This is a genomic window from Mongoliitalea lutea, from assembly GCF_014652135.1.
Lineage (GTDB): Bacteria > Bacteroidota > Bacteroidia > Cytophagales > Cyclobacteriaceae > Mongoliitalea > Mongoliitalea lutea.
Genome location: NZ_BMYF01000009.1, coordinates 54396 through 78444 on the forward strand (window position 1 = coordinate 54396; position 24049 = coordinate 78444).

19 protein-coding genes are annotated in these 24049 nt (G+C 38.3%); 9 read left to right on the forward strand and 10 right to left on the reverse strand.

Annotated features, from left to right (window positions below; all coding sequences use genetic code 11):
• Nucleotides 1-30 precede the first annotated feature (30 nt).
• Nucleotides 31-1479 (reverse strand): amidohydrolase, encoded by a 1449-nt coding sequence (locus IE080_RS08690; protein ID WP_189580781.1) that lies wholly within the window; start codon nt 1477-1479, stop codon nt 31-33.
• A gap of 366 nt (nt 1480-1845) precedes the next feature.
• A complete protein-coding gene (locus IE080_RS08695; RefSeq protein ID WP_189580784.1) occupies nt 1846-2838 on the reverse strand; it encodes a cation diffusion facilitator family transporter in 993 nt (330 codons plus the stop codon).
• A 114-nt stretch (nt 2839-2952) separates the two neighbouring features.
• Here IE080_RS08695 and IE080_RS08700 point away from each other — a divergent pair, with 114 nt between their 5' ends.
• Together IE080_RS08700 and IE080_RS08705 are read left to right on the forward strand one after the other, a co-directional pair.
• Complete coding sequence (locus tag IE080_RS08700; RefSeq protein ID WP_189580787.1) at nt 2953-4029, forward strand: AI-2E family transporter; 1077 nt, start codon at nt 2953-2955, stop codon at nt 4027-4029.
• Nucleotides 4029-4964: a tetratricopeptide repeat protein gene (locus tag IE080_RS08705; protein WP_189580789.1), complete on the forward strand. Its 936-nt coding sequence runs from the start codon at nt 4029-4031 to the stop codon at nt 4962-4964. Before IE080_RS08700 ends, IE080_RS08705 begins: the two co-directional genes overlap by 1 nt.
• Before the next feature lie 61 nt (nt 4965-5025).
• On the opposite strand, the gene IE080_RS08710 is transcribed toward IE080_RS08705, so the two are convergent.
• The 3 genes from IE080_RS08710 to IE080_RS08720 all read right to left on the reverse strand — a co-directional run bounded on the left by IE080_RS08710 (nt 5026) and on the right by IE080_RS08720 (nt 10014).
• Complete coding sequence (locus IE080_RS08710) at nt 5026-6231, reverse strand: porin (protein ID WP_189580791.1); 1206 nt, start codon at nt 6229-6231, stop codon at nt 5026-5028.
• A 109-nt stretch (nt 6232-6340) separates the two neighbouring features.
• Nucleotides 6341-8602, reverse strand: coding sequence for an aconitate hydratase (locus IE080_RS08715; protein ID WP_189580793.1), 2262 nt, complete (start codon nt 8600-8602; stop codon nt 6341-6343).
• A gap of 113 nt (nt 8603-8715) precedes the next feature.
• On the reverse strand, nt 8716-10014 hold the full coding sequence (locus tag IE080_RS08720; protein WP_189580795.1) for a TIGR00366 family protein: 1299 nt from the start codon (nt 10012-10014) through the stop codon (nt 8716-8718).
• Between the two features lie 94 nt (nt 10015-10108).
• On the opposite strand from IE080_RS08720, the gene IE080_RS08725 reads away from it, so the two are divergent.
• Entirely contained in the window at nt 10109-11860 is a 1752-nt protein-coding gene (locus IE080_RS08725; RefSeq protein ID WP_229800562.1) for a sensor histidine kinase, read from the forward strand.
• Here IE080_RS08725 and IE080_RS08730 read toward each other — a convergent pair.
• Nucleotides 11857-12873 carry an acyl-CoA reductase gene (locus IE080_RS08730; protein WP_189580798.1) on the reverse strand — a complete coding sequence of 339 codons (1017 nt, stop codon included), beginning with the start codon at nt 12871-12873 and terminating at the stop codon, nt 11857-11859. The two genes, IE080_RS08725 and IE080_RS08730, sit on opposite strands and share 4 nt — an antisense overlap.
• Before the next feature lie 146 nt (nt 12874-13019).
• Between IE080_RS08730 and IE080_RS08735 the strand changes: the two genes are divergently transcribed.
• The 5 genes from IE080_RS08735 to cas6 all read left to right on the forward strand — a co-directional run bounded on the left by IE080_RS08735 (nt 13020) and on the right by cas6 (nt 17159).
• A complete protein-coding gene (locus tag IE080_RS08735; RefSeq protein ID WP_189580801.1) occupies nt 13020-13367 on the forward strand; it encodes a 4Fe-4S binding protein in 348 nt (115 codons plus the stop codon).
• Nucleotides 13368-13552: 185 nt separating this feature from the next.
• A complete protein-coding gene (locus tag IE080_RS08740; protein WP_189580822.1) occupies nt 13553-13882 on the forward strand; it encodes a DUF3276 family protein in 330 nt (109 codons plus the stop codon).
• A 111-nt stretch (nt 13883-13993) separates the two neighbouring features.
• Nucleotides 13994-15076 carry an AI-2E family transporter gene (locus tag IE080_RS08745; RefSeq protein ID WP_189580825.1) on the forward strand — a complete coding sequence of 361 codons (1083 nt, stop codon included), beginning with the start codon at nt 13994-13996 and terminating at the stop codon, nt 15074-15076.
• An 11-nt stretch (nt 15077-15087) separates the two neighbouring features.
• Nucleotides 15088-16185: a redox-regulated ATPase YchF gene (gene ychF / locus IE080_RS08750; protein ID WP_189580828.1), complete on the forward strand. Its 1098-nt coding sequence runs from the start codon at nt 15088-15090 to the stop codon at nt 16183-16185.
• A gap of 101 nt (nt 16186-16286) precedes the next feature.
• Nucleotides 16287-17159 carry a CRISPR-associated endoribonuclease Cas6 gene (gene cas6, locus IE080_RS08755; RefSeq protein ID WP_189580832.1) on the forward strand — a complete coding sequence of 291 codons (873 nt, stop codon included), beginning with the start codon at nt 16287-16289 and terminating at the stop codon, nt 17157-17159.
• A gap of 39 nt (nt 17160-17198) precedes the next feature.
• On the opposite strand, the gene IE080_RS08760 is transcribed toward cas6, so the two are convergent.
• Together IE080_RS08760 and abc-f are read right to left on the reverse strand one after the other, a co-directional pair.
• Nucleotides 17199-18461, reverse strand: coding sequence for a type IX secretion system plug protein (locus IE080_RS08760; RefSeq protein WP_189580835.1), 1263 nt, complete (start codon nt 18459-18461; stop codon nt 17199-17201).
• A 24-nt stretch (nt 18462-18485) separates the two neighbouring features.
• Complete coding sequence (gene abc-f / locus IE080_RS08765) at nt 18486-20411, reverse strand: ribosomal protection-like ABC-F family protein (protein ID WP_189580837.1); 1926 nt, start codon at nt 20409-20411, stop codon at nt 18486-18488.
• 142 nt (nt 20412-20553) lie between these two features.
• On the opposite strand from abc-f, the gene IE080_RS08770 reads away from it, so the two are divergent.
• Nucleotides 20554-21687 (forward strand): PQQ-dependent sugar dehydrogenase, encoded by a 1134-nt coding sequence (locus tag IE080_RS08770; RefSeq protein WP_189580839.1) that lies wholly within the window; start codon nt 20554-20556, stop codon nt 21685-21687.
• A 231-nt stretch (nt 21688-21918) separates the two neighbouring features.
• Here the strand turns inward: IE080_RS08770 and IE080_RS08775 are convergent, their stop codons facing one another.
• Entirely contained in the window at nt 21919-23238 is a 1320-nt protein-coding gene (locus IE080_RS08775) for an ABC1 kinase family protein (protein ID WP_189580841.1), read from the reverse strand.
• Between the two features lie 11 nt (nt 23239-23249).
• Nucleotides 23250-23915, reverse strand: a complete 666-nt coding sequence (locus IE080_RS08780; RefSeq protein ID WP_189580843.1) for a TetR/AcrR family transcriptional regulator — start codon at nt 23913-23915, stop codon at nt 23250-23252.
• Nucleotides 23916-24049: the final 134 nt, after the last annotated feature.

Sequence of the window (24049 nt, forward strand, 5' to 3'; positions counted from 1 at the left end):
TCCTCTTTTTATTTTTCCAAAGTGTGAAAATTATCTGACCTTATTTTGATCTTTTCTGAAATGTAAAGGCGGAGCCATATCGCCAATCAAAGGCTCATATTGCAAACCACCCAAGCGCTCGTCAAACTCTTTCTTAGCTTCTTTGATCAATAATGGATTCAATATTAGATCTTTTCCTGTAAGCGCCATGGTCTTTGCTGCTACCATCATACCCTTGTATCCAATACTCATACCATCAGCAGCTACAGCCTGCCAGGTATGTGCAGCTGTGCCTGGCACCCAAGTAGCTGTACCAAGTCCTACGGTAGGCACCACATAGCTCACGTCTCCCACATCTGTAGATGCCGGAAAGTGCGTCAGTTGATACGGCTGAACTTCTTTGGCCACTGTCAAGGAAGGAAGTTTGGACAAATTTAAAGTAGCTTGGATTTTCTCTGCAAACTCACGCTCTTGCGCATCATACTCGACTCCACCAACAATAGTTAAGTTTTTATGCATGGTTTTTGCCAATGTTTCATTCGGCAATAGCCCATAAATACCGGCAACTACTTCTACTTCCACACGGGTACCTGTACCCAAAGCAGCACCTTCTGCTGCATTGATGACACGCTCCCACATATCCTTTACTTCCACCACATCCGGATGACGGACCATGTATTCTACCACCGCATAATCGGGCACTACATTGGCTGCCAGACCTCCATTGGTAATTACATAATGTATTCTACTTTCCTGATCTATATGCTCACGCATCATGTTAACCATCATATTCATGGCTTCTACCCCATCCAAAGCCGATCTTCCACGCTGTGGAGCGCCAGCAGCATGAGCAGTTTGTCCATGAAACTTGAAATAACCTTGCATCACGGCTGTACAAGTAGAGGCATTGGCAGCATTCCTATCACTTGGATGCCAGTTGATGACAGCATCTACATTTTTGAATAAGCCTTCACGCACCATATAGACTTTTCCTGCGCCTCCTTCTTCGGCAGGTGTTCCGAAGATTTTGATGGTTGCTTTGATATTGTTGGCATCAATCCATTCTTTCAAGGCAACCCCTGAAGCTACTACAGCTGTGCCAAACAAATTATGACCACAACCGTGACCATTCCCTCCCTCTACCAAAACAGAGCGAAAGGGAACTGCATCTTGAGACAGTCCTGGCAAGGCATCATACTCTGCCAGAAAACCTAATACAGGTCCACCTCTATCATACGTAGCAACAAAAGAGGTAGGCATTCCCGCTACACCTGTCTCCACAGCAAAGCCTGCAGCCTTCAGTTCATCTATCAGGAGTTTGGAGCTCGTAAACTCTAAATACCCCAATTCTGGATTTTCCCAGATTTCACGGGCCACTTTAGAAAACTGATCGGTCTTGGCATCAAGCGTTTTTACAATAAAAGCATCATGATTGACTTCTTGTGCATACAATAGCCCTGAGAGCAAGATTGCACATACACTTAGTAAAGATTTTTTCATTGGGACAATTTATATTTCATCAATAGGACATCAATCAAAATTAACAGAAGATTATACCGTATCCAAGATGATACCCACAAAAAAATACGGACACAAAAAAAAGATATGTTAAAACATATCTCTTTTTTAAATCCTTAATCCATTTGAAAAGCTAGAGTTGTTTTTATCAAACAACTTTTGCACTCTTGGGATCCTGTTAGATCACAATGAGAAACCCAACAAGGATCAACCATACTGCTGACGATATCGCCAACAGTATTCTGAATTGTCTGTCCTCGTTCATAGATTTTTTTCTTTGAATATAAAAACTAATATCCTTAAAATCAAGTAATTTAAAAATTTAATTCGGGCAAAGTAATTAAAAGCTTATTTTACCTGATCATGATAGTGCTTTTGATTTTTGGACATATTGATAGAAGTCCAGTCGATTTTTGTATTCATCTCAAATTTTCGAACACTACAATTCTTTATTTGGCAATAATGACAGCACTTTTCTGGAATGCATGGGTCTGCATGTACAAAAACCTCAACGACTCCAGGCCAGTCTAATTCCAACACATTTTCTAACTCCTCCACTTCGTCATGGACTTGTTTTAAATCAAGATAATACGGTAAGGTAAGATGAAGGTCAATGTGGCGATCTCCTCCATACTGCTGTACACGCATATTGTGTACGTCTATCCAAGTATCTTTCCGATGTTGGTTAATCACTTTAACAGTGGCTTCCAAGGCTTCAGGATCGGCTTCATCCATCAGTCCTGCAACTGACTTTCTCACCAAACCATAACCAGAATATACGATATATGCAGAAAACCCAATAGCAATAATGGAATCCAGTGCCTGAATTTTAGTGACAAACAATATAACTACCCCAAAAACAAGCAGCAAAGATGTAAATGTATCTGTCAACAAATGCTTCCCATTTGCTATTAAGGTAATACTATTCGTTTCTTCCCCTTTTTTTCTCAGTGTATACCCTAAAGCCCCATTAACAACCCCACTACCAGCAATAAGCAAAATACCCTCCAATAGATTATCTAACTCTTGGGGAAAAAACAGATTGTAAACTGATTGATAAATAATAAATAAACCAGCTATAATTATAAGTGCTCCTTCTAAACCAGCACTGAAAAACTCAATCTTCCCATGTCCATAGGGGTGGTTATCATCTTTGGGCCTAGAACTCAGGTAAATCGAATAAGATGCAAAGCCTGCAGCAACTACATTCACGATACTTTCCAATGCATCCGTCAATATTGCTGTTGACCCAGTAATCAAGTACGCATAAAACTTAACCACTAGCAACAACACACTGACTATCAATGAAATCTTAACCCAACGAGAACGTGTTTCTTCCACCTTACTAAATTAAATGAGGTACAAATAGAAGTATTTTTTTAATAGTACCCAAACTATTCTATTGAATTTGGCAGAACTTAAAGCCTGTATTGATTACTTTGTAAAAAAAATGACATGGACGTAGAACAAGATAAATTACCAACTTTATTCAAGAGCTTAGCCATCTTGTTATTGATAATCTCTATTGTTTTTATCCTTGTGATCGGGAAAAGCATACTTATACCACTTTTTTTAGCTGGCTTACTGTCAATTATCCTCACACCTGTTAGTGACCGTTTGGAAAAGTGGGGGCTAGGAAGGACTAGCAGCACAATTCTATCTGTCCTGGGTGGGCTTATAGTCATCTTGACTCTCTTGGTGTTTTCGGTTATGCAAGTGGTAAGCTTTAGTAAGGACTTGGAAAATGTAGGTGAAAAACTAAATTCCTACCTTGATAACTTTAATGACACTGTCCTTAATAGGTTTGGAATTGAAACGGGACTGGAAAATGGCTTTAATCAAGAATACTTGATAGATTTAATCGAAACCAATGGCTCTTCTATAGCTCAAGCAATTTTAGGTACCCTGGGCTCCTTATCCAGTTTTATTTTGTTACCGATCTTTATTTTCTTTTTTGTCTTGTATAGAGGTCATTTGACGGATTTTTTTGTAAATCTTTTTAAAACAGAAAATCCTGAGCGCATCAAATCTGAAATAAAAGATAATCGAAAACTCATTCAAAATTATATTCTAGGATTGCTGAAAGTCATGAGTATCTTGGCGATACTCAATAGTATCGCCTTATTTAGTTTGGGTATCAAACATGCAATTTTCTTTGCTGTTTTCGCAGCAATTTTGAATGTCATCCCCTATTTAGGTCCTCTCTTAGGAGCAGTTTTACCGATGACCTTTGCATTCCTCACCATGGACACCTTATTTTATCCCATAGCTGTATTTGCCTGCTTCCAGGTTATTCAATTGATCGAAAGCAACTTTCTTACCCCAAAAATTGTAGGAAGTAATGTAAACTTGAATGCATTTGTAACGTTTTTAGGTTTACTTATAGGGGCATCTATTTGGGGAGTAGCAGGTATGATCATCATCATCCCCTCTCTAGCAATCCTTAGAAAAATATTTGAGTTATCCGATAGCACAAAACCCTACGCTTTTCTGTTAGGAGAAGAGAAGATTCAACAATCAGAAGAAAAGTAATGAAAAAATATGTTTTATTTCTCTGTTTAATCATCATAAGTACACTTACCGCATGCGACAATGATGACAGCAGAAAAGGGAGGTTTTTATTGAAAGGGAATGAAAAGGTCAAAGACAATGATTTGACTGGAGCCATTAATTTTTACTCAGAAGCTTTGAGAATTGACCCTACATACAAAGATGCCCTTTATAATAGGGGTTTGATGAATCAGCGTTTAAATAGATTGGATGAGGCCATTCAAGATTTTACGTTAGCTCTGCAAAATAATCCCGATGACTTCAATCTTCTTTTCCAACGAGGCCTTGCCTTTGTTGATAATGGGGAGTTTTACAAAGCCCAAGCAGATGCTAGAAATCTTGTTACTAATTTCCCTGAGGAATGGAAAAGTTTTCTTCTGCTGGGCCTTGTTATGGAAAAACTTAAGCAAAATGATGAAGCATTGACAGCTTTCGACACCGGTTTAGCCCTGCAGCCCGAAAATGTTGATTTGATTACCAACAAAGCCACTATTCTGTATTACTTGCAAAGATTGGAAGAAGCAGAAAATCTACTAGGAAAGGCAGTTGTCATAAATCCGCAAGAAGCCAATATTTACAACCTACAAAGCATGGTGGCATTCGAACGGGAGGAATTCGAAAAAGCTTTGGCCTTGGTAGAAAAAGCTTTAGAGTTAGATTCTCGAAATCCTTACTTTTATAATAACAGAGGACTGTTTAAAGTCTATCTAGGCGACTTAGATGAAGGGCTCAAAGATATTAATCAAAGTATCAAGCAAGATCCTCGAAATAACTTTGCCTTACGCAATAAGGGAATCTATTATTATTACAAAGGTGAGAAAGCTTTGGCAATGCAATACCTTCAGGACTTGCATGAAAAGTTCCCCGAAATGGAATTGGTTGAAAAGTATTACATAATGACCCAGGCACTCGAATAAAGACAGATTATCAGTTCTTTTAGTACTAAAAAAGGTCAATCGAATTGCTAAAGTTAGTTGATTAGATACCAAACTCTACTTGTAGCATTCCAGTCCATGAATTCCCCGAATTATCGAGTTTGGAGAACCCCTCCAACCATTTGTATCCAACATTGGCTTGGATTTTAATTCGGTGTCCATTCATATAATAGGTATAGCCCAATAAGGCTGTATCAGTTCTTTTCTGTAATTCACGGATACTTTCTGAAGGCAATACATTCGAATACCTTGCCGCTAACTCGGCTTTTCTGGACACCATTCTACTTACTTGGAGATTAAGTCCATCACCAACCACTATGTAGCGGATCTCCCCTGATTCATTTTCCGTGATAGGGTTCAAAGCTGTCCGTTTTAGGTATTCTCCACTAACTGCCCAACCCAGATGTTTGTAAACCCCATCAATAATCAAGGTATTCATATCACGCTCATCAAACAACTGTGGTCCAAGTTGTCCACCTGTTCTCACCGCCTTTTGATTCATTGAATAAGTCAAGGCAATAGAAAACTTAGGCCTAGGCTCAAATTCTAAATCCCCTTCAGAGTAATCTCCTTTGTTTGTAAACTTTCCCAGTGGAAGGTATTCAATCCTTCCTGTATAAGCTAGTCCGTTATTGATAGCAACTGCATTTCTACCATCTCCAGAGGTTATGGCTGTTTTCAGTTGAAGAATGGATTGATTGGAAAAAGTTTCTGTATAGTACCCAAAAAAACCAAAATCACGATCAAGAGTGAATATTCCATTAGCAATGGACCTGTCCGCAAATTGTAAATTCCCCGAACTAATTACCCGCTGCCTATTTCCTGGTAGCTTGGATTGCCCAAAACCTATATAAAATTTATCATTGACTACATAGTAAAGAATGGCATCACGCAGGGGCTGAGCTATAAAACCAGCTTCTAAGTCCAAATCCGCTCGAGAAAAAGCCAATTGAATATAATATTGAAAGCGAGGATTCAAGACATATCCATCCAATCTTAGTCGGAGGCGCCTGACACGCATTTCAAAATCATTGATTTCAAAATCATCTCCTCCTAAGGTATTGAAGCCTGCCCTGTTTTGCATCCGAAAACGAAGATTCATTAGGAATAAAGAGTCTTTCGAAAAACTAATCCCATCATCCACATATAACAAGGCTCGTTCATCCGACTCCACAGATTGCGCAACCCCATGTATTGATAAAGTACATAGAAAAACTACAAAAAGAACTGCTAACCAGCTATGTTTCATGCAATAAACCAATAAAATGTTTGTAATTAAGCGTTGATTGTCCTTAAATCTCCAAAAAAAAGACCAGTCAACAAATGACTGGTCTTTAATTTATTTTCAAAAAGATGGCTTACACACCTTCTTTAATCAAATTCAATGCAGAACCTGCTTTGAACCATCCAATCTGACCTGCATTGTACGTATGGTTGACAGTGATCTCATCTGTAGAACCATCCTTATGTGTCAATTTCACAGTCAATGGTTTGCCTGGAGCAAATTCAGTCAAGCCTAAGATGTCAATAGCATCATCCTCTTGGATCAAGTCATAATCAGAAGGATTGGCAAAAGTCAATGCCAACATCCCTTGCTTCTTCAAGTTAGTTTCATGAATACGTGCAAATGATTTCACTAAGATTGCTCTTACACCCAAGAATCTTGGCTCCATCGCAGCATGCTCACGGGAAGAACCTTCACCGTAGTTTTCATCACCTACGACGATTGTTCCTATACCTTCTGCTTTGTAGTGACGCTGTACTGCTGGTACTTCGCCATACTCATCTGTTAGTTGATTTTTCACTTTATTGGTCTCGCCGTTGTATGCATTGACAGCACCGATCAACATGTTATTGGAAATATTATCCAAGTGACCTCTGAATCTCAACCATGGACCTGCCATAGAAATATGATCTGTGGTACACTTTCCTTTTGCTTTGATCAATAACTTCAACCCAGTCAGATCTGTACCTTCCCAAGGTTTGAACGGAGCTAGTAACTGCAAACGCTCAGATTTTGGATCTACAATTACTTCCACAGAAGAACCATCTTCTGCTGGAGCCTGATAACCTGCATCTTCCACAGCGAAGCCTTGAGTTGGCATTTCCAAACCTGCTGGCTCATCCAATCTCACTTGCTGACCATCTTCATTCGTTAAGGTATCCGTAGCTGGATTGAAAGTCAAATCACCTGCAATAGCCAAGGCTGTTACGATTTCAGGAGAAGCTACAAAAGCGTGGGTATTTGGGTTACCATCCGCTCTTTTTGCAAAGTTTCTATTGAAGGAAGTGATGATGGAGTTTTTCTCTTGCTTATCGGCGCCATGTCTTGCCCACTGTCCAATACATGGCCCACAAGCATTTGCCAAAACCACACCCCCCATATTACCAAATACGTCTAAGAAGCCGTCTCTTTCTACAGTATAGCGAACTTGCTCAGATCCAGGCGTAATGGTAAACTCAGACTTGGCAACCAATTTTTTATCAACCGCTTGTTGTGCTAGAGAAGCAGCTCTTGAAATATCTTCGTAGGAAGAGTTGGTACAAGAACCAATCAACCCTACATCCAATTTTGCAGGCCAGCCGTTTTCTTTAACAGCTGCGGCAAATTTAGACAAAGGCCAAGCCAAATCAGGAGTGAAAGGCCCATTGATATGTGGTTCCAATTCGGAAAGGTTGATATCGATTACCTGATCAAAATACTTCTCAGGGTTTGTATATACTTCTTCATCACCTGTTAAATGTTCTTTTACGGTATTCGCTAGATCAGCTACATCATTTCTATCGGTACCTCTTAAGTATGCTTCGGATTTCTCATCATATCCAAAAATGGAAGTAGTAGCACCGATCTCAGCACCCATGTTACAGATTGTACCTTTTCCTGTTGCAGAAAGTGAACGCGCTCCATCACCGAAATATTCTACTACTGCACCAGTACCACCTTTTACTGTCAGGATACCAGCCACTTTCAAAATCACATCTTTAGCAGAAGTCCAACCAGATAATTTTCCAGTCAAACGAACGCCAATTAGTTTAGGGAATTTTAGTTCCCAAGGAAGACCAGCCATTACATCACAAGCATCCGCACCACCTACACCGATAGCGATCATTCCTAGACCACCTGCGTTTGGCGTGTGGGAGTCAGTCCCGATCATCATACCTCCTGGGAAAGCATAATTTTCCAATACTACTTGGTGGATGATACCTGCACCTGGTTTCCAGAAGCCAATACCATATTTGTTGGAAACAGAGGCAAGGAAATCATATACCTCTTTGTTTTTATCTTTTGCTTTATTCAAATCAGCAGTTGCCCCTATCTCAGCCTGAATCAAGTGATCACAGTGTACAGTAGAAGGAACAGCAGCTTGACTTTTACCAGCTTGCATAAATTGTAACAATGCCATTTGAGCAGTCGCATCTTGCATCGCGACTCTGTCTGGCTGGAAATCTACGTAGGAAACTCCTCTATCATAGCTCTGAGTAGCAGCACCCTCTGACAGGTGTGCATATAATATTTTCTCCGTCAAAGTTAGTGGTCTACCCACTGCTTTGCGTGCGGCTTCAATACGGGAAGGAAACATCTCGTATACCGCTTTGATCATTTCTATATCAAACGCCATTAGGAAATTGTATTTATGTTAAATGGTTTATTTTAAAATCGTTTGCAAAGATAAAAAATAAGGGCAAAATCGGAAGACAATTGACTAGAAGCCTGCTAATTTATATACACTCTCTACAAGCCAAGCCAAATACTTAGCCCAAACACTACAAAACCACAAATAAAAAAGATACTTGTGTATTTGAATAGCTCCTTGACAGGAAGCCCAGTCAGGGATAATAAAGGCAAGGCCCAAAATGGTTGCAACATATTACTGACTTGATCTCCAAACGCAAATACCATCACCATAGAGGCCGGCTCTAAAGACAATTCTTGCACTGCATTCATGATAATTGGTCCTTGAATAGCCCATTGACCACCCCCGGAAGGCACAAACAGGTTAAATAGCGCTGCACTTACAAAGGTAAGTAAGGGGAAAAATCGCTCTCCTCCCAATTGAATCAACCCTAAGGAAAGTTGCTCCAATAATCCAGAGTACTTCATCACTCCAAGGATACCTGCGTACAATGGAAACTGAATAATGATATCCACTGCTCCTTTAACTGCCTGTGATACCCCGGCTACAAAGCCTTTAAGGCTCTGGTAAAAAACCAAGCCCAAAGCAAAAAGCAAGAAATTAATATAGTTGAGATCAATAAAACTTAATCCTTTTTTCCCAGAGGTAAAGAAATCAGCCAAAGCCAACAACAACATTACAGAACCTACCCACAATCCCTTTTTATCGGAAAAACTGTCTGAATGAATCTCGGAAACAGGCACTTCAAAGGGATGTTCTGTCAATGGCTTTTGCTTGGACAAAACAATCAGGACCACAGTCATCACTAGAATTAATACCACATTGGTCCATATATTGAATGAGGAAAAAACTGTCTTGGAGATTGGAAGCACACCTACTGCGGAAGCTAAAAAATGACCCTCCTCTGCAACTTTAAGCGTTGCTGAACCCGAAAATCCCCCATGCCAGACCATCATCCCAAGATATGCAGCAGCACCAATTAAGGGATAATTAATAGCAATACCTTTCCGTTTGCAATGATGGGCGATTTTGACTGCTAAAATAGCTCCTAAAATCAATCCAAAGCCCCAATTGAAATAACCAGCAATCATGGCTATCAACCCAGTAGTCAAAACAGCTGAGGTATTTGACTTTACATTCTGAATAAGCTTATTTAAAAACTTATCCACTGGTTTCGTCAAGGCAAGTGCATGTCCAAGAATTAGAATTAACACCATCTGCATAGTGAATTCTAAAAGTTCCCAAAATCCTTTTTTCCAATAACCTAAGACTATTGCTCCATACTCAATACGAGAAGAATCAACAGGAATTGTTAATATCCACGCTGCGATAAAAACCAATAAAGACAATATAAGTGCTATTTCAAAAGTAGAGGGAATTGGATTTTTATTTTTCATGCTTAGATATAATAAAATTGCCATAAATAATCTATAGAATCATCGAGATTAATTACAAAAGTCCGTATTTTAGAGAAAATTATACCCAAATACTTTGGAATTCAACGTTTTTTCAATCACACTCTTAATCAGCGGTTTGACTGTTGCTATCATCTCTTTGGTATTAGTAAAGAGACTTGATAAAAATATACGGTGGTTTTCCATGACTATGCTCTTGGTCTCCTTTTGGTCTATAGCTTATGGTTTTGAATTGGCTTCCAATAGTCTAACTTACATTCTTTTCTGGATTAAATTAGAATATATCGGAATAGCATTTGCTCCCGCTACCTGGCTTTGGTTTTGTATCGTCTATACAAACCGAGAACGTCTGCAAAAAAAGAGATTCCTATATTTAATTTTTTTTATCCCATTATTGACATTTTTAATGGTCATCACTAATGATTATCATTATTTCCATTATCGAGAAATAGAATTAGATAAATCGGGCCCTTTTCCTCTTTTAGCAATTACTCCTGGACCCTGGTATTTTGTACATACTTTGTTTTTCTATTTTTCTCTTTTTACAGGAAACTATCTTCTTTTTTTGAGCTTTAAAAATGCAGAAAAAATTTATCGAAAACAGATCAGCTTCCTGATTGCTGCTGGAATTTTACCTTGGTTTATCAACTTTTTATACTTACTGGGAATAAGGCCATTTGAACATATAGACCTTACTCCTTACGCCTTTTTATCGATATATATTGTAGTTGGTTTTGGTTTATTAAAGTTTGATTTGTTTGAGCTAAAACCGATCGCAAGACACAAAACATTAGAGGTAATTGATAAAGGGATTATGGTATTTGACCCTTTAAACAGGCTTATTGATATAAATATAGCTGCAATCAAACTATTGGGGAAAAATAACGGTACACTAATTGGTATGCATTGTCGTCAATTATTAGAGGTATATCCTAATCTAATCAAAGCGATTGAATCCAAAGAAAAAGTAAAGTTAGAGTTAATTAAAATCAAGCAAAAGGGATTTCTTGCAGTAGAGACTACACTTATTAAAGATCAAAAAGACAATCATTTAGGAGTGCTTTTATTAATCGATGACATCAGCCAACTAAAAGCTAACCAAAGTCAGATACAGCAGCAATCCAAGGAACTCCAAGAGCTGAATAAACTAAAAGATAGATTATTTTCGATTATTTCACATGATTTGAAAGGACCTATCCAAAGTCTGAATGAGCTAATGAAACTTACTAATCGGGGAATTGTCACCAAAGATGAATTTTTTGAAATATTACCTGATATTTCAAAAAATGTAGACAATGTCTCTATCCTTATGCACAACCTTTTGGCTTGGTCAAGTTCACAATTAAAAGGTGAAGTGGTAAATAAAAAAGAATTTGATATTTCAGAGTTAGTTGATCAAACTTTTGAACTTTTCATTAATCGTGCAATTGATAAGGGGATAAATTTCAAAACAGAAAAACCAAAAAAAGTTATTGTATATGCTGACAAAAATATGATAGATTTAGTATTAAGGAATCTTGTAAGTAATTCACTTAAATTTTCAGGGATTGGAGATCAGGTTAGAATCCTTGTTGAAGATAAAAATAATACTGTCAGTATAGAAGTTGTAGATACAGGTTTGGGAATAAATGCAGAAAATATTAAAAAATTAAATTCAGGAGAATCATTTTCTACCCTTGGAAAAAATAATGAAAGTGGAACTGGTTTGGGTATTTTACTCGTCAAAGATTACTTGAAGAAAAACGAAAGTGAATTAGTTATTTCTAGTGAAGTCAAAAAAGGAAGCTCATTTTATTTTGAACTTCCCAAAAAAGCTATTGGACCCTAGATTGAAAGCAAAAACTTAATGGTATCAATATTATCTGCATAATCACTTAAAGAAGGACACTGACCTTGCCCAAATGCTAAGCTTTTCGGAAACCAAGCACTTTTAGAAACAATTATTTGAATTTTATCAGAAATAGAAGTCAAATCATATTCCAAATCAGTTTGATTCTTATAAACTTGATAGTAAAGCATACTTATAGGCGAAACCAATTCTTCACTTTTTTGCATCAATAAAAATCCATTATCCAAATGAGGCTCATTATTTACCAAAAGAATAGATTTGTTATACTCGTAGTTATTAAAGTATTTATGATGGTCTTTGACATAAGAATATTCTTCCATTCCATCCAAGAATGATTGCAACACTTCCTCGTTTGGAACAAAAATCTTTGATATGTTTCGGCATCCAAGTCCAAAATATTGAAAAATATCCTGTCCTAATTTTCGAAGATCTTCAGATGATTCTGTGCCATTTAGCACCGCTACAGAGGTACGGTTTTTTCGTATAATACTCGGAAATCTACCAAAATAGTAATTAAAATATCTAGCAGAGTTATCACTTCCAGTAGCTATATACGCATCCATTCCCTTAAGCATGTCTTGAAAGTGCACTTTTTCTGCCAGTTGTGGAGCGATTTCGTTCAGCTCACTTACAAGCCATTTTATTGAAATGGAATCTGTACTGCTTAACTTAACATATGCATCATGACCCACCATGAGAACACAGAGTAAATCATGAAACCCAACCGCAGGAACGTTCCCTGCCATCAAAATACCAACTTTCTTGGGCTCGATATTTTCAGGCAGCTGATAAGACTCCAACCATTTTTTGAGTGAGTCAATGGTTAAATTATTCTTAATTTCTTCAAAAGCAAATCTTGCTTGCACTGGAGTAAACCAATTATTTGAGTTTTGTAGTTGTTTAGCAAAATCTTCGAACGAAGGATCATTAAGAAAACTTTCAATTAATTGACCAAGGGCACTAAATGCCTCAATCTTATTTAAACTATTCATATTTCATCGGAATTCCAGCCCAAAGGTATCAAATCAATTGCTAAGATTGGATAGAACGAATTTAAATTACTTAGCATGACAAGTTTTTTTTGCAACTTTGAACCTATGATTCTTACTTTTGTTTACGAATTATAATTGAGAAGTATATGGCTATAATGATAACTGACGAATGCATCAATTGCGGTGCATGCGAACCAGAATGCCCGAATACGGCAATTTATGAAGGTGGTATTGAGTGGACATGGGCTGGTGGAACGCAACTAACCGAGGTAACACTTGAAGATGGCACTGTGGTAGACGGACATGAAAAGCAGACCCCTGTATCAGATGAGTTTTATTACATCGTTACGGATAAATGCACAGAATGCACAGGATTCCATGAAGAACCGCAATGTGCTGCTGTTTGTCCTGTGGATTGTTGTGTTGATGACCCTGACCACAGAGAAACAGAAGAAGAATTACTTGCCAAAAAAGTAAAAATGCACGGCGAATAATATAAATGAGGGCTGATTTAGCCCTCATTTTTTATTTCGTAAAACTAAAACACTTGATTTTGAGGAATAGCAACCCAAATTTTAATACTTTGTTCAAAAAATATTGAAAAGTTTTTGATTTTTTTTTTCGAATTGGATTATCTTGCCACCTGATTTTAAGTCAAACTACATAAAATACTTCAACAGTGGAAGATAACAGAGGTAACGAGCGAGATGAGATTTTCTCTAAAAGGGTAAAGGCGGGAAAAAGGACATACTTTTTCGATGTGAAGTCTACCAGGTCAAATGATTATTATTTGACGATCACAGAGAGTAAAAGGAGAAATAACCAAGATTCTTTTACATTTGAAAAACACAAAATCTTCTTATACAAAGAAGATTTTGGCAAATTTGTAGAAGCTTTACAAGAGGCCGTTGATCATGTGAAAAATGACTTGATGCCTGATTTTGATTTTTCCCAATTTGAAAATGAAGAATCTGAGACTGCATTAGATGATGAATTAAAGTGGGATTAATCTCATAAAGAATTTTCTTAAAGAGAAAGTGCTAAAATTTGCAACAGCGCCTTAGATTTTGTAATCTAGAGTAAATTTGCAGATACAACACTTTCTCTTTTTTTTGGACATATGAAAAAACCAATAATCATCCTAAGTATTCTTTTAGTATTAGTGTTTATTCTAGGGTGGTATTTCTCTAACATTACACTCTATTTTATTTTTTCAATTGTATTAGCAGCAATTCTCCGCCCATTGACCAATCGTTTGAATTCATTTCAACTATTTGGTCAAAACATCCCACGTTGGTTTGCCATTTTCGCTTCTTTCTCAGTTATCGGGTTATTAATCTTTTTGATGAGTTTACTTTTTCTCCCATTGATTGGTAATCAAATTGAAGTAATTTCTTCCTACGACTTAGATTATATTTATGAACAGATTCAAAATCCAGTAGGAAAAGTAGAAGACATTTTGATCCAATACGAAATTATCAAAGCGGAACCAGGATTTTTGATTACACAAGTCAGAGAAACAATGGTCAACAGTTTTAAAGCCATAAATTTCCAAGGTGTCATCAATAGCATTTTGAATACGACAAGCTCTATTTTAGTAGCATTAATGGCGATATTATTCATAACCTTTTTTTTATTATTAGAAAATGGACTTTTGAGAAGAAACATTATCAATTTAATACCTAATGCCTACTTTGAACTCTCCGTAGCGGCTTTCAGTAAAGTTGAGCGCCTACTCTCCAATTATTTGGTTGGCTTATTGATTCAAATTACCACAATATTCTCGATCGCTTCTATTGGCCTAACCTTGATGGGAATTGAATATGCGCTGACAATTGCGTTTTTTGCAGCTGTAGCCAACTTAATCCCATATGCAGGCCCTCTATTAGGGTCAACTTTTGGTGTACTAGTAGGGTTGTCTACTGGTACATTTGCAGAGACAAACGAGATACTTTTCATGGTTTTCAAGATTCTTTCAGTATTTGCAATTGTGCAGCTAACAGATAATGTACTGTTGCAGCCATTAATTTTTTCGAAATCTGTAAAAGCGCATCCGCTTGAAATATTTGTTATTATCTTTGCCGGTGCAAAAATCGCCGGTATCTTAGGGATGATTTTTGCTATTCCAGTTTATACTATTTTTAGGGTTTCTTTTTTGGAATTTCTAAAAGGTTATAGGGAGTACAAAATATTTAAATTGTAAAAAAACGAACAATGGCATTACAGTGCGGTATTGTTGGGTTACCCAATGTTGGAAAGTCAACCCTATTCAATGCATTATCAAGTGCAAAAGCAGAAGCAGCAAATTTCCCATTTTGCACCATCGAACCTAACGTAGGTGTGGTTACAGTCCCTGATCAACGCTTAAAAATCTTGGAAAACTTGGTAAACCCACATAAGGTAGTACCTACAGTTATTGAGTTTGTAGATATTGCAGGATTGGTGAAAGGTGCCTCAAAAGGTGAAGGATTGGGGAATAAATTCTTAGCAAATATCCGTGAGGTAGATGCGATCATCCATGTAGTAAGATGTTTTCATGACGATAATATTGTTCATGTGGCAGGAGGTGTAGACCCTATCTTTGACAAAGAGGTTATCGATACTGAATTACAGCTAAAAGATATTGAGTCAGTAGACAAGAAAATTTTACGATTAGAAAAAATCGCAAAATCAGGTGATGCCAAAGCAAAAAAAGAGCTGGAAATTCTTCAATTATTCAAAGCTGAATTGACAGCTGGTAAAAATGCCCGTGCTGTACAAGTGGAAAAAGAGGACTTAGAAGCCGTAAGAGATCTTCATTTACTGACGATTAAGCCTGTGCTTTATGTTGCAAATGTTGATGAAAGCAGTATTCTGACAGGTAATGAATTTGTAGAGCAACTACGTGAGAAAGTGAAAGAAGAGCAAGCGGATGTGATCGTATTATGCGCTGCGATCGAATCTCAAATTGCTGAATTTGAAGATCTTGAAGAAAAAGAATTATTTTTGTCTGAGTACGGTCTGGATGAAAGCGGATTGAATAAATTAATTCGAGGCGCCTACACATTACTAGATTTAATCACATACTTTACCGCAGGCGTTCAAGAAGTCCGTGCTTGGACTATTAAAAAAGGATGGAAAGCTCCTCAGGCCGCCGGTGTTATCCATACAGACTTCGAACGTGGTTTTATTAAAGCCGAAGTGATCAAATTGGAAGATTACGAAAAATTTAAAACAGAGGCAGCTTGCCGTGAAAATGGTAAAATTGCCATTGAAGGAAAAGAATATATTGTTAAGGATGGAGACATTATGCATTTTAGATTCAATGTCTGACATTTGTAAAAAATTATTACTAAATTTGTTAGAAACTTAATTTAATAAATTTCGTTAAAATTTAAATCTTAATTATTGTTTCATTAATATTTTTGTTACCCGTGAGAATAAGATTAATATTTTCTTTAAAAAACAAAGGAGCTTATTTACCCTTTCATCACCAGTACATACTGGCTCAGTTCCTAAAAGGCCTCATCGTAAAAGGGGGCAATGAAGAGTTTTTCAATTACAATTACTTCAATTTCTCTGGTTTGAAAGGTCAAACCAAGGTTAGTAGAAGTGGGCTTCATTACTACTCCAGTTTAGTCACCCTCGTTTTATCGTCACCAAATGAGGAATTTATGGACTATTTACTTGAGCAGGTATTTGCTACGCCTAAAATTGAGTTAGGAAACCTCATTCTATCTCCTGAGTACACTGAACTGGAATCAGAACCTGAACTAGAGACTTCAAACAAATTCGTTTGCATCTCTCCTTTGGTGTTATTGACCCCAGCATTCAACGATGAGTCAGGCAAAAGATTCATCAACCCAGATACCGATGAATTTTCGGATCTATTGTATGAATCCACGCTAACGCGTATGGAGAGGTCAGGATGGTATACCCAGGAGCAAATGGAGTCATTCTATAAGTTCCAAGTGGTACCGGATATGAATTACGTAAACAAGCTGAGAGAGCAGCAAAAGAAATTTGCTAGAATCTACTCTGTGTATGATATGGATGTGAAATATGAAGTAAGAGGCTACACGCTTCCATTCACTTTGTATGCAGCTCCGGAAGTACAAGACTTTGTCTTCAAGTGTGGCTTGGGTGCTTTCACCCACAAAGGCTTTGGTATGCTCGACTTAGCAAATCATGCTACAGTACAGCGTACGACACCTTACAAGTTTAAGAGAGAAGGATTCGTTCCTTACAAGCCAAGCGAAAGACAGAGACCTTCAGAATTGGAGGAAGGTGGTTCAGAAGAACTATAAAAAAATTAAATCCGGCTTTTCAGCCGGATTTTTTTATGCTTAGAATCTTCGCTTATTGGGATTAAGATTGAAATACCCGATCAACTCATCGTATCTGGAGCCCATATCCCGGTAATAAACAAAGATTTCATATTCATTCTCCGTCTCAAAAAAGCTCCCTTCTAAGGATCGGATGTCAAATCCCTCTCCTGACTTATAGCCGTACATATAATCGTACCAGCCCTGCTTCATCAAAATCGTTGCCTGATACGTATTGGTCCGCTTATTCAATTCCATTTTTGCAGCGGGATCTTTTCCCCATTGCGTAAAGGCTCCCACTATATAAGGTGTGTCTGTTACTCCTTCAGCAGATAAATTGAAGGTAGTCACCATATATTCGCTCTCCAAATCATAATTCCTTCGCTCTACATTCATGATTGCAAATTGCCCATTGACATCTAAGTACTCATTGTAGGTAGTATTGCGTCTGGCTTTATCTACAACCGCCTCCGCATAAACCACATCAGACTCCATCTGAATTGAGCGCACATTCATTCCACGAGCCCTTACAAAGCGTAGGTCTATGAATCGAAATTCATTTCCTCCCCAAAAGACATTGGAGCCATCAAATAAATTGTACTCCATCATCCGAGTATCTTCCCGAAGCATAGTTGGCTGCTTCAAAACACGCTTGTTATCCCATTGCTGATTTTGACGAATCACCACCCGAACATTATTAAGGGGATCAAAGAGCTCTCTGCCTTTGTAATTTACAGAAACGTTGATTTGTTGTACTTCCCTCCTATTTTCATTCTGACTCGGAGGCACGACCCTGCCAGCCACTCCCAGCATTTTTTGATAAACCATAAAACGCTTCGTGAGCACTGTCTGATTAATATCGCGACCTCGGTACATCACTAGGACATAATTACCCGATTTTGTCACAGGAGGCACGACGAAATTGTAATGTATATAAGGAATCCTTGTGTCAATTGAGTAATTGTAATCCAAGACGTTGAATTCATTGAACTGATTTAAATACTCCGGTTCTTTTAAATCCGATGGAGTCCAGTCCATGGTACAATGAATCAATTTGACAGAATACAAATCTGGGTCATAGGCCAAATCATCAAAACTCAGCAACAATTGAACACCGCTGTTCAACTCAATCACAGGCGTATTGAATTGGGCTGAGAAATCTCCCGCTCTTGGAAACAGACGTGCAGAAAGAATATTCTCATCAAATACCCTGTCTTCATAGACCGTTTGTGAAAAAATTGGGCTGACAACTGTTAAAAAAATAAGACTCAGTAAAATTCTCATAAGTTCCTTGTTTAATACCTAGATTTATTTCCCGGCTAACTTGTCCTGCAAATCACTAATCACCTCCACTAATAGCTCCCAATTAGCATTCAAATCCTGTTCCTTTTTCTTTAATTGCTCGTATGAAAGGTTCAATACCTGTAATTTTTCCGAAGATTCGTAATTTTCAGGTAAGGCCATGGCTTCTTCTGTTACTTCTTTTTCCAAGGCTACTGCCATTACCTGCTCTTCAATCTGCGCGAGCTCCTGTTCCTTTTTCTTCAATTCTTTTTTCCACAAATGCTCATCCGAAGGACTTACTTCTTTTTTCTTGGGAGCAGCGGTTTTTACCTCTACTTTGGGCACAGCGCTATCTTCCTGTTGAGATTTCCAATACACGTACTCCTCGTATGAACCTGGATATTCCTTGATTTGCTGATTTTCAATATACCAGATTTTGTTGGCAACTCCTCGGATAAAGTGCCTATCGTGAGAAACTGTAATGAATGTTCCCTCGTATTGCTGCAAGGCTTGGATCAAAATATTAACAGACTGCATGTCCAAATGGTTGGTAGGCTCATCAAGCAAGAGGAAGTTCGCTTCTGAAATCAAGGTTTTAGCTAGCGCGACTCTGGATTTTTCACCACCTGACAGTACTTTGATTTTTTTAAAAACATCTTCATTGGTAAATAAAAAGCAACCCAAGACATTTCGCAACTCTGTATCCAACTTCCCACTTCCAGCTTGCTGCATTTCCTGCAAAATCTCATTATCTACATTTAGAGCTTCTAATTGATGCTGTGCATAAAAGGACTTGATGACATTATAGCCATGTTCACGCTTACCCTCTATGGGTTCTGTCCCATCTATGATCCTCAACAAGGTAGATTTACCTTTTCCATTAGCCCCAATCAAGGCAATCTTATCTCCTCGCTCAATCCGGGCTGTTGAGTTTTTTAAAATCACTAAATCTCCATAAGCCTTGGAAACATTTTCCAACACAACCAAATCTCTTCCTGACTTTTGGGAGAATTTAAATTTGAAATTGACAGAAATATTATCATCTACCACTTCATTGACCCGTTCCAATCTATCCAAGGCTTTAATTCTGGATTGAACCTGATTGGATTTGGTAGCTTTGGCACGGAAGCGCTCAATAAACCGCTCCGTTTGCTTTATCATCTGCTGTTGATTTTCGTAGGCATTCTGCTGAATTTCCATCCGCTCTTTTTTCTCTTCTTGGAAGAAAGAATAATTCCCGGAATAGCTCGTCAGCGTACCATTGGCTACCTCTACTGTGATGGAAACACAATTATCCAAAAATTCCTGATCGTGGGAAACCACCACTACCGCACCTTCATAAGATTTTAGGTAATTTTCTACCCACTGTATAGACGGCAAGTCCAAGTGGTTGGTAGGCTCATCGAGCATAAGTAAGGCAGGCTTCTCCAATAACAACTTCGCAAGCATCACCCGCATTCGCCACCCCCCAGAGAACGTTTTCAACGGTCTTTTCAAGTCAGCCGTTTGAAAACCAATTCCTTCCAAAACTTCTTCCGCTTTGGCTTTGATGGTATATCCTTCATTCGCCTCAAAGCGATCCTGCAGCTTGGCTAATTTATTGATGATCTCGTCGGAATAATCCGTCTCCATCTGTTTGAGCACTTCATCTATTTCTGCTTGCAAGGCAAGGGTATCTTTAAAAGCCTCCAAAGCAACGTCCAAAATACTATCCTCAGATTGATAGGAAAGCAAATCCTGGTTCAAAAACCCAATGGTGCAATCTTTAGCTTTTTGGACCTCACCTGAACTGGGCTGATAGTCCCCATTGATGATTTTGAGTAGGGTTGATTTACCCGTTCCATTCATACCAACCAAGCCAATTTTGTCCTTTGGACGTATATGAAGGGAAGCATTTTCGTACAGGGCCCTTCCACCAATAAAATACGAGAGATTAGAAATCGATAACATGGCACAAAAATAACCAAACAAACCAACTAAGGCTTAGAAAATATTCGATAATCCAACCCTTCACACCAATTAAACAAATACGCTAGTCAAAGAGTACTAATTTTGATACCTTCAAACCTTGGAACAATTGAATAAATCCATCATGAGACAGTCACATATTGTAATCGCAGTTTTTATAATTTTCAGTTCTTTGAGCTGCAATGCCCAAAAGAAATCCAATCCAGAAATTCAGTTGGAAAGCATCCGGCTGCCAGAGGGCTTCAGCATAGAAGTCTGGGCAGAAGATGTTCCTGATGCTCGGTCCTTGGCTGCCAATGAAGATGGCAGCATCATTTTTGTGGGGAATCGACAAGGGAAAAATGTCTATGCACTCCATGACAGCAATGGAGACGGCAAAGCCGACAAAAAATACACCTTGGCTTCCGGGCTTCGCATGCCCAATGGAGTAGCCTATAGAAATGGTGATCTTTATGTAGCCGAAGTCAGCAGAATTTTACGATTCAAAGACATTGCAAAGAATTTGGAGAATCCTTCTTTTGAAGTGGTCTATGACCAATATCCAGATAAAGCGCATCATGGGTGGAAATTTATAGCCTTTGGACCAGATGGTCTCCTATATGTGCCCGTAGGTGCACCTTGCAATATCTGTGAATCCGAAGAGATATTTGCCAGTATCTCCCGCATCGATGTGACCAATCCTAGTAAACCAGAGATTTTTGCGCATGGCGTGCGAAATACCGTTGGGTTTTCCTGGCATCCTGAAACCAAGGATTTATGGTTTACCGATAATGGACGGGATATGATGGGAGATGACATTCCCGACTGTGAATTGAATCATGCGCCGCAAAAGGGTATGCACTTTGGGTATCCTTATTGGCATGCAGGGGACGTGAAAGACCCCGAATTTGGAAACAAAGGAAAAGATCAAGCAGCTTACACAGCTCCGGCAGCGAAATTAGGCCCACATACCGCACCATTAGGTATGCGGTTTTATACCGGAAACCAATTCCCATCCTCTTACCAAAACAATATCTTCATCGCAAAACATGGGTCTTGGAACAGAAGCAAAAAAATCGGTTACAATGTTGTCCGTGTAATACTTGATGAACAACAACAAGTAGTCCGAGAAGAAGTATTTGCCGATGGTTGGCTCAATGACGCTACGCAAGAAGTATGGGGCCGCCCTGTGGATGTTCTTCAACTCCCTGACGGAAGCATGCTCGTCTCTGATGATATGGCGAATTGTGTCTATAGAATTTGGTATCGTGGGGAGTGAATTGTACAAAAAAGATTTTCCGAAAAAATGAACCCATAAATAAAATGCCGTGGACCAACACCCACGGCATTTTTAGATTGAATTTTATTGAAAATTTATATACTCTAAAGGATTCTTTTGTTATTAAATCCTAGCTCAATTCGATGTAGGATTAAATTTATGATTCTCAAGGTCTTAAACGGAATTATTGTTTCCGTCATCTCCCACCATCTAATTGCTCGAAGACAAGCCTCATTTCAACCAATCCGGCTTCGTGGTAGTAATAGTAGCCTGAAGCTGATTTAACAAATTGTATAACCCAAAATACGTACGGTTAATATACAATCCGTGACGGGAACCTCTGGCCTGACGGGATTTTTTAAACATTTTATCGTTAGATATTCTGTCTCCTAATTGGAAAATCTGCTCGAAATATGAATCATCCGCAAAATCAAAGGTATCTACATGAAATGGCTTTCCAAGCAAGGATATCATTTCTTTGAAAACACCTTTGAAATACACTTTTTCTTCTGCTGTATCCTTATCTGAAATAAATTCCAGATTGTAGAAAATCTGATTCAACTCCTCTTCATTGATCAGTAATTCTCGCTTGATCAGAGAGAAATAACCTTGGTAGAAATCCTCAGGCAAAATTTTCACACATCCGAAGTCAATAATTCCCAATCGGTTGTCAGTGGTAATGATAAAGTTACCAGGATGCGGGTCAGCATGTACTTGTTGGATATTATGAACTTGGTGATGATAAAAGTCCCACAACGATTGCCCTACTCTATTTTTAGCTTCTTGAGAAGGATTGGTTTCCAACCATTCTTTGATATGCATCCCCTCAATCCAATCCATGGTGATGATGCGCTCGGAACTCATTTCCTCATAGTAACCAGGGAAAGTTAATCCCTCGATATGACTACAAGCGGCAGATATCTCCAAGGAACGCTGTACCTCCAACACATAATCTGTCTCCTCAATCAATTTGCTTTCTACTTCCTCCATGTAATGATCGAGTTCACGCTCGTTCATATTGAGTAATCGCAACGCAAAAGGCCGAACCAATTTCAAATCCGAGCTTACTGAGTCAGCAACTCCAGGATATTGTATTTTCACAGCAAACTTCTTTCCGTCCTTCGTAGCCTGATGTACCTGACCAATAGAAGCTGCATTCACTGCTGATTTGGTGAATGTATCATACAATTGCTCGGGTGTCTTGCCAAAATACTTTTGGAAAGTTTTCACCACTAAAGGATAAGATAAAGGAGGCGCACTGTACTGAGCCATGGTAAACTTATCCTGATAAGCCCGTGGGAGCAAATTCTTATCCATGGACATCATTTGAGCTACTTTCAGGGCAGAGCCTTTCAATTCACTCAATGAATTATAAATATCTTCGGCATTATTATTATGCAATTCTTCCCTAGAAAGGGATGGGTTCACCACCTTCTTCGCATAATGCTTGACGTAATTTCCACCTACTTTTGCACCTGTAGTGATAAATTTGGCTGCACGCTGTACTTTCGATACAGGTATACTCTGCTGCTCTTTCAACTTCCTTTCCATAAACCTGAAAATTATTTGTTTTGATATAAAAACTTGGCAAAGTCAATGAAAGTATCCACTGCACTTTTACCCATCAGGTCGAAGGCTAAATTCACTGATTTTTCAATAGCTGCGTCGGTCTTTTCAAAAGCCGGAGAAGTGTCTTTCAACCAAAATTGAAATACAAACCATACTTGTAGCCACATGGCTTCATCATAGCGCTCTGTAATCAAAGGACGGTTAGCAATCTCTTCGGTCTCCTTACCCTCTAGGATAATCTCATTGGCAAAATCCTTAAACTTGGACTTAAAGGACTTGATCTCCGAAGGAAGCATGTTCTTCAAATCCTTTTTGCCATGATAAATAGCCAGTAAATAGGATCTATTTTTCTTCAATTCCTCAATCCAAGTAAAGAAGAAACTAAGTAGTTTTTCTCGCGCACTGTAGCTACGATAAACCTCTTGAGATTCTATATTTTGGATAGTTTGATCGAATATATGTCCCCAAACGGAGGATTTCACAGCTTCGAAAGAAGTGAAGTAGTTGTAAAACTCTTCCTCAGCCATTTTGAGTTCTTTGGCAAATTTAAATACTGAAGCAGGTTCATGTCCATGCTCTAGCACATATGACACGTAACCTTTAATGATTGTACTTTTCGGGTCTGCTTTCGCAGTTTTTTTAGCAGGTGCTTTTTCCATGATGCTATTATTTACTCAAGATATAACCTACAAAAGCCTCATGAAGTTTAGAAAATCTACTCAAATACATGGGAATTTTTTCCATATCGTTAAAGCTTCCTTCCTATTTTTAATAACAACTGATAGCTGATAAC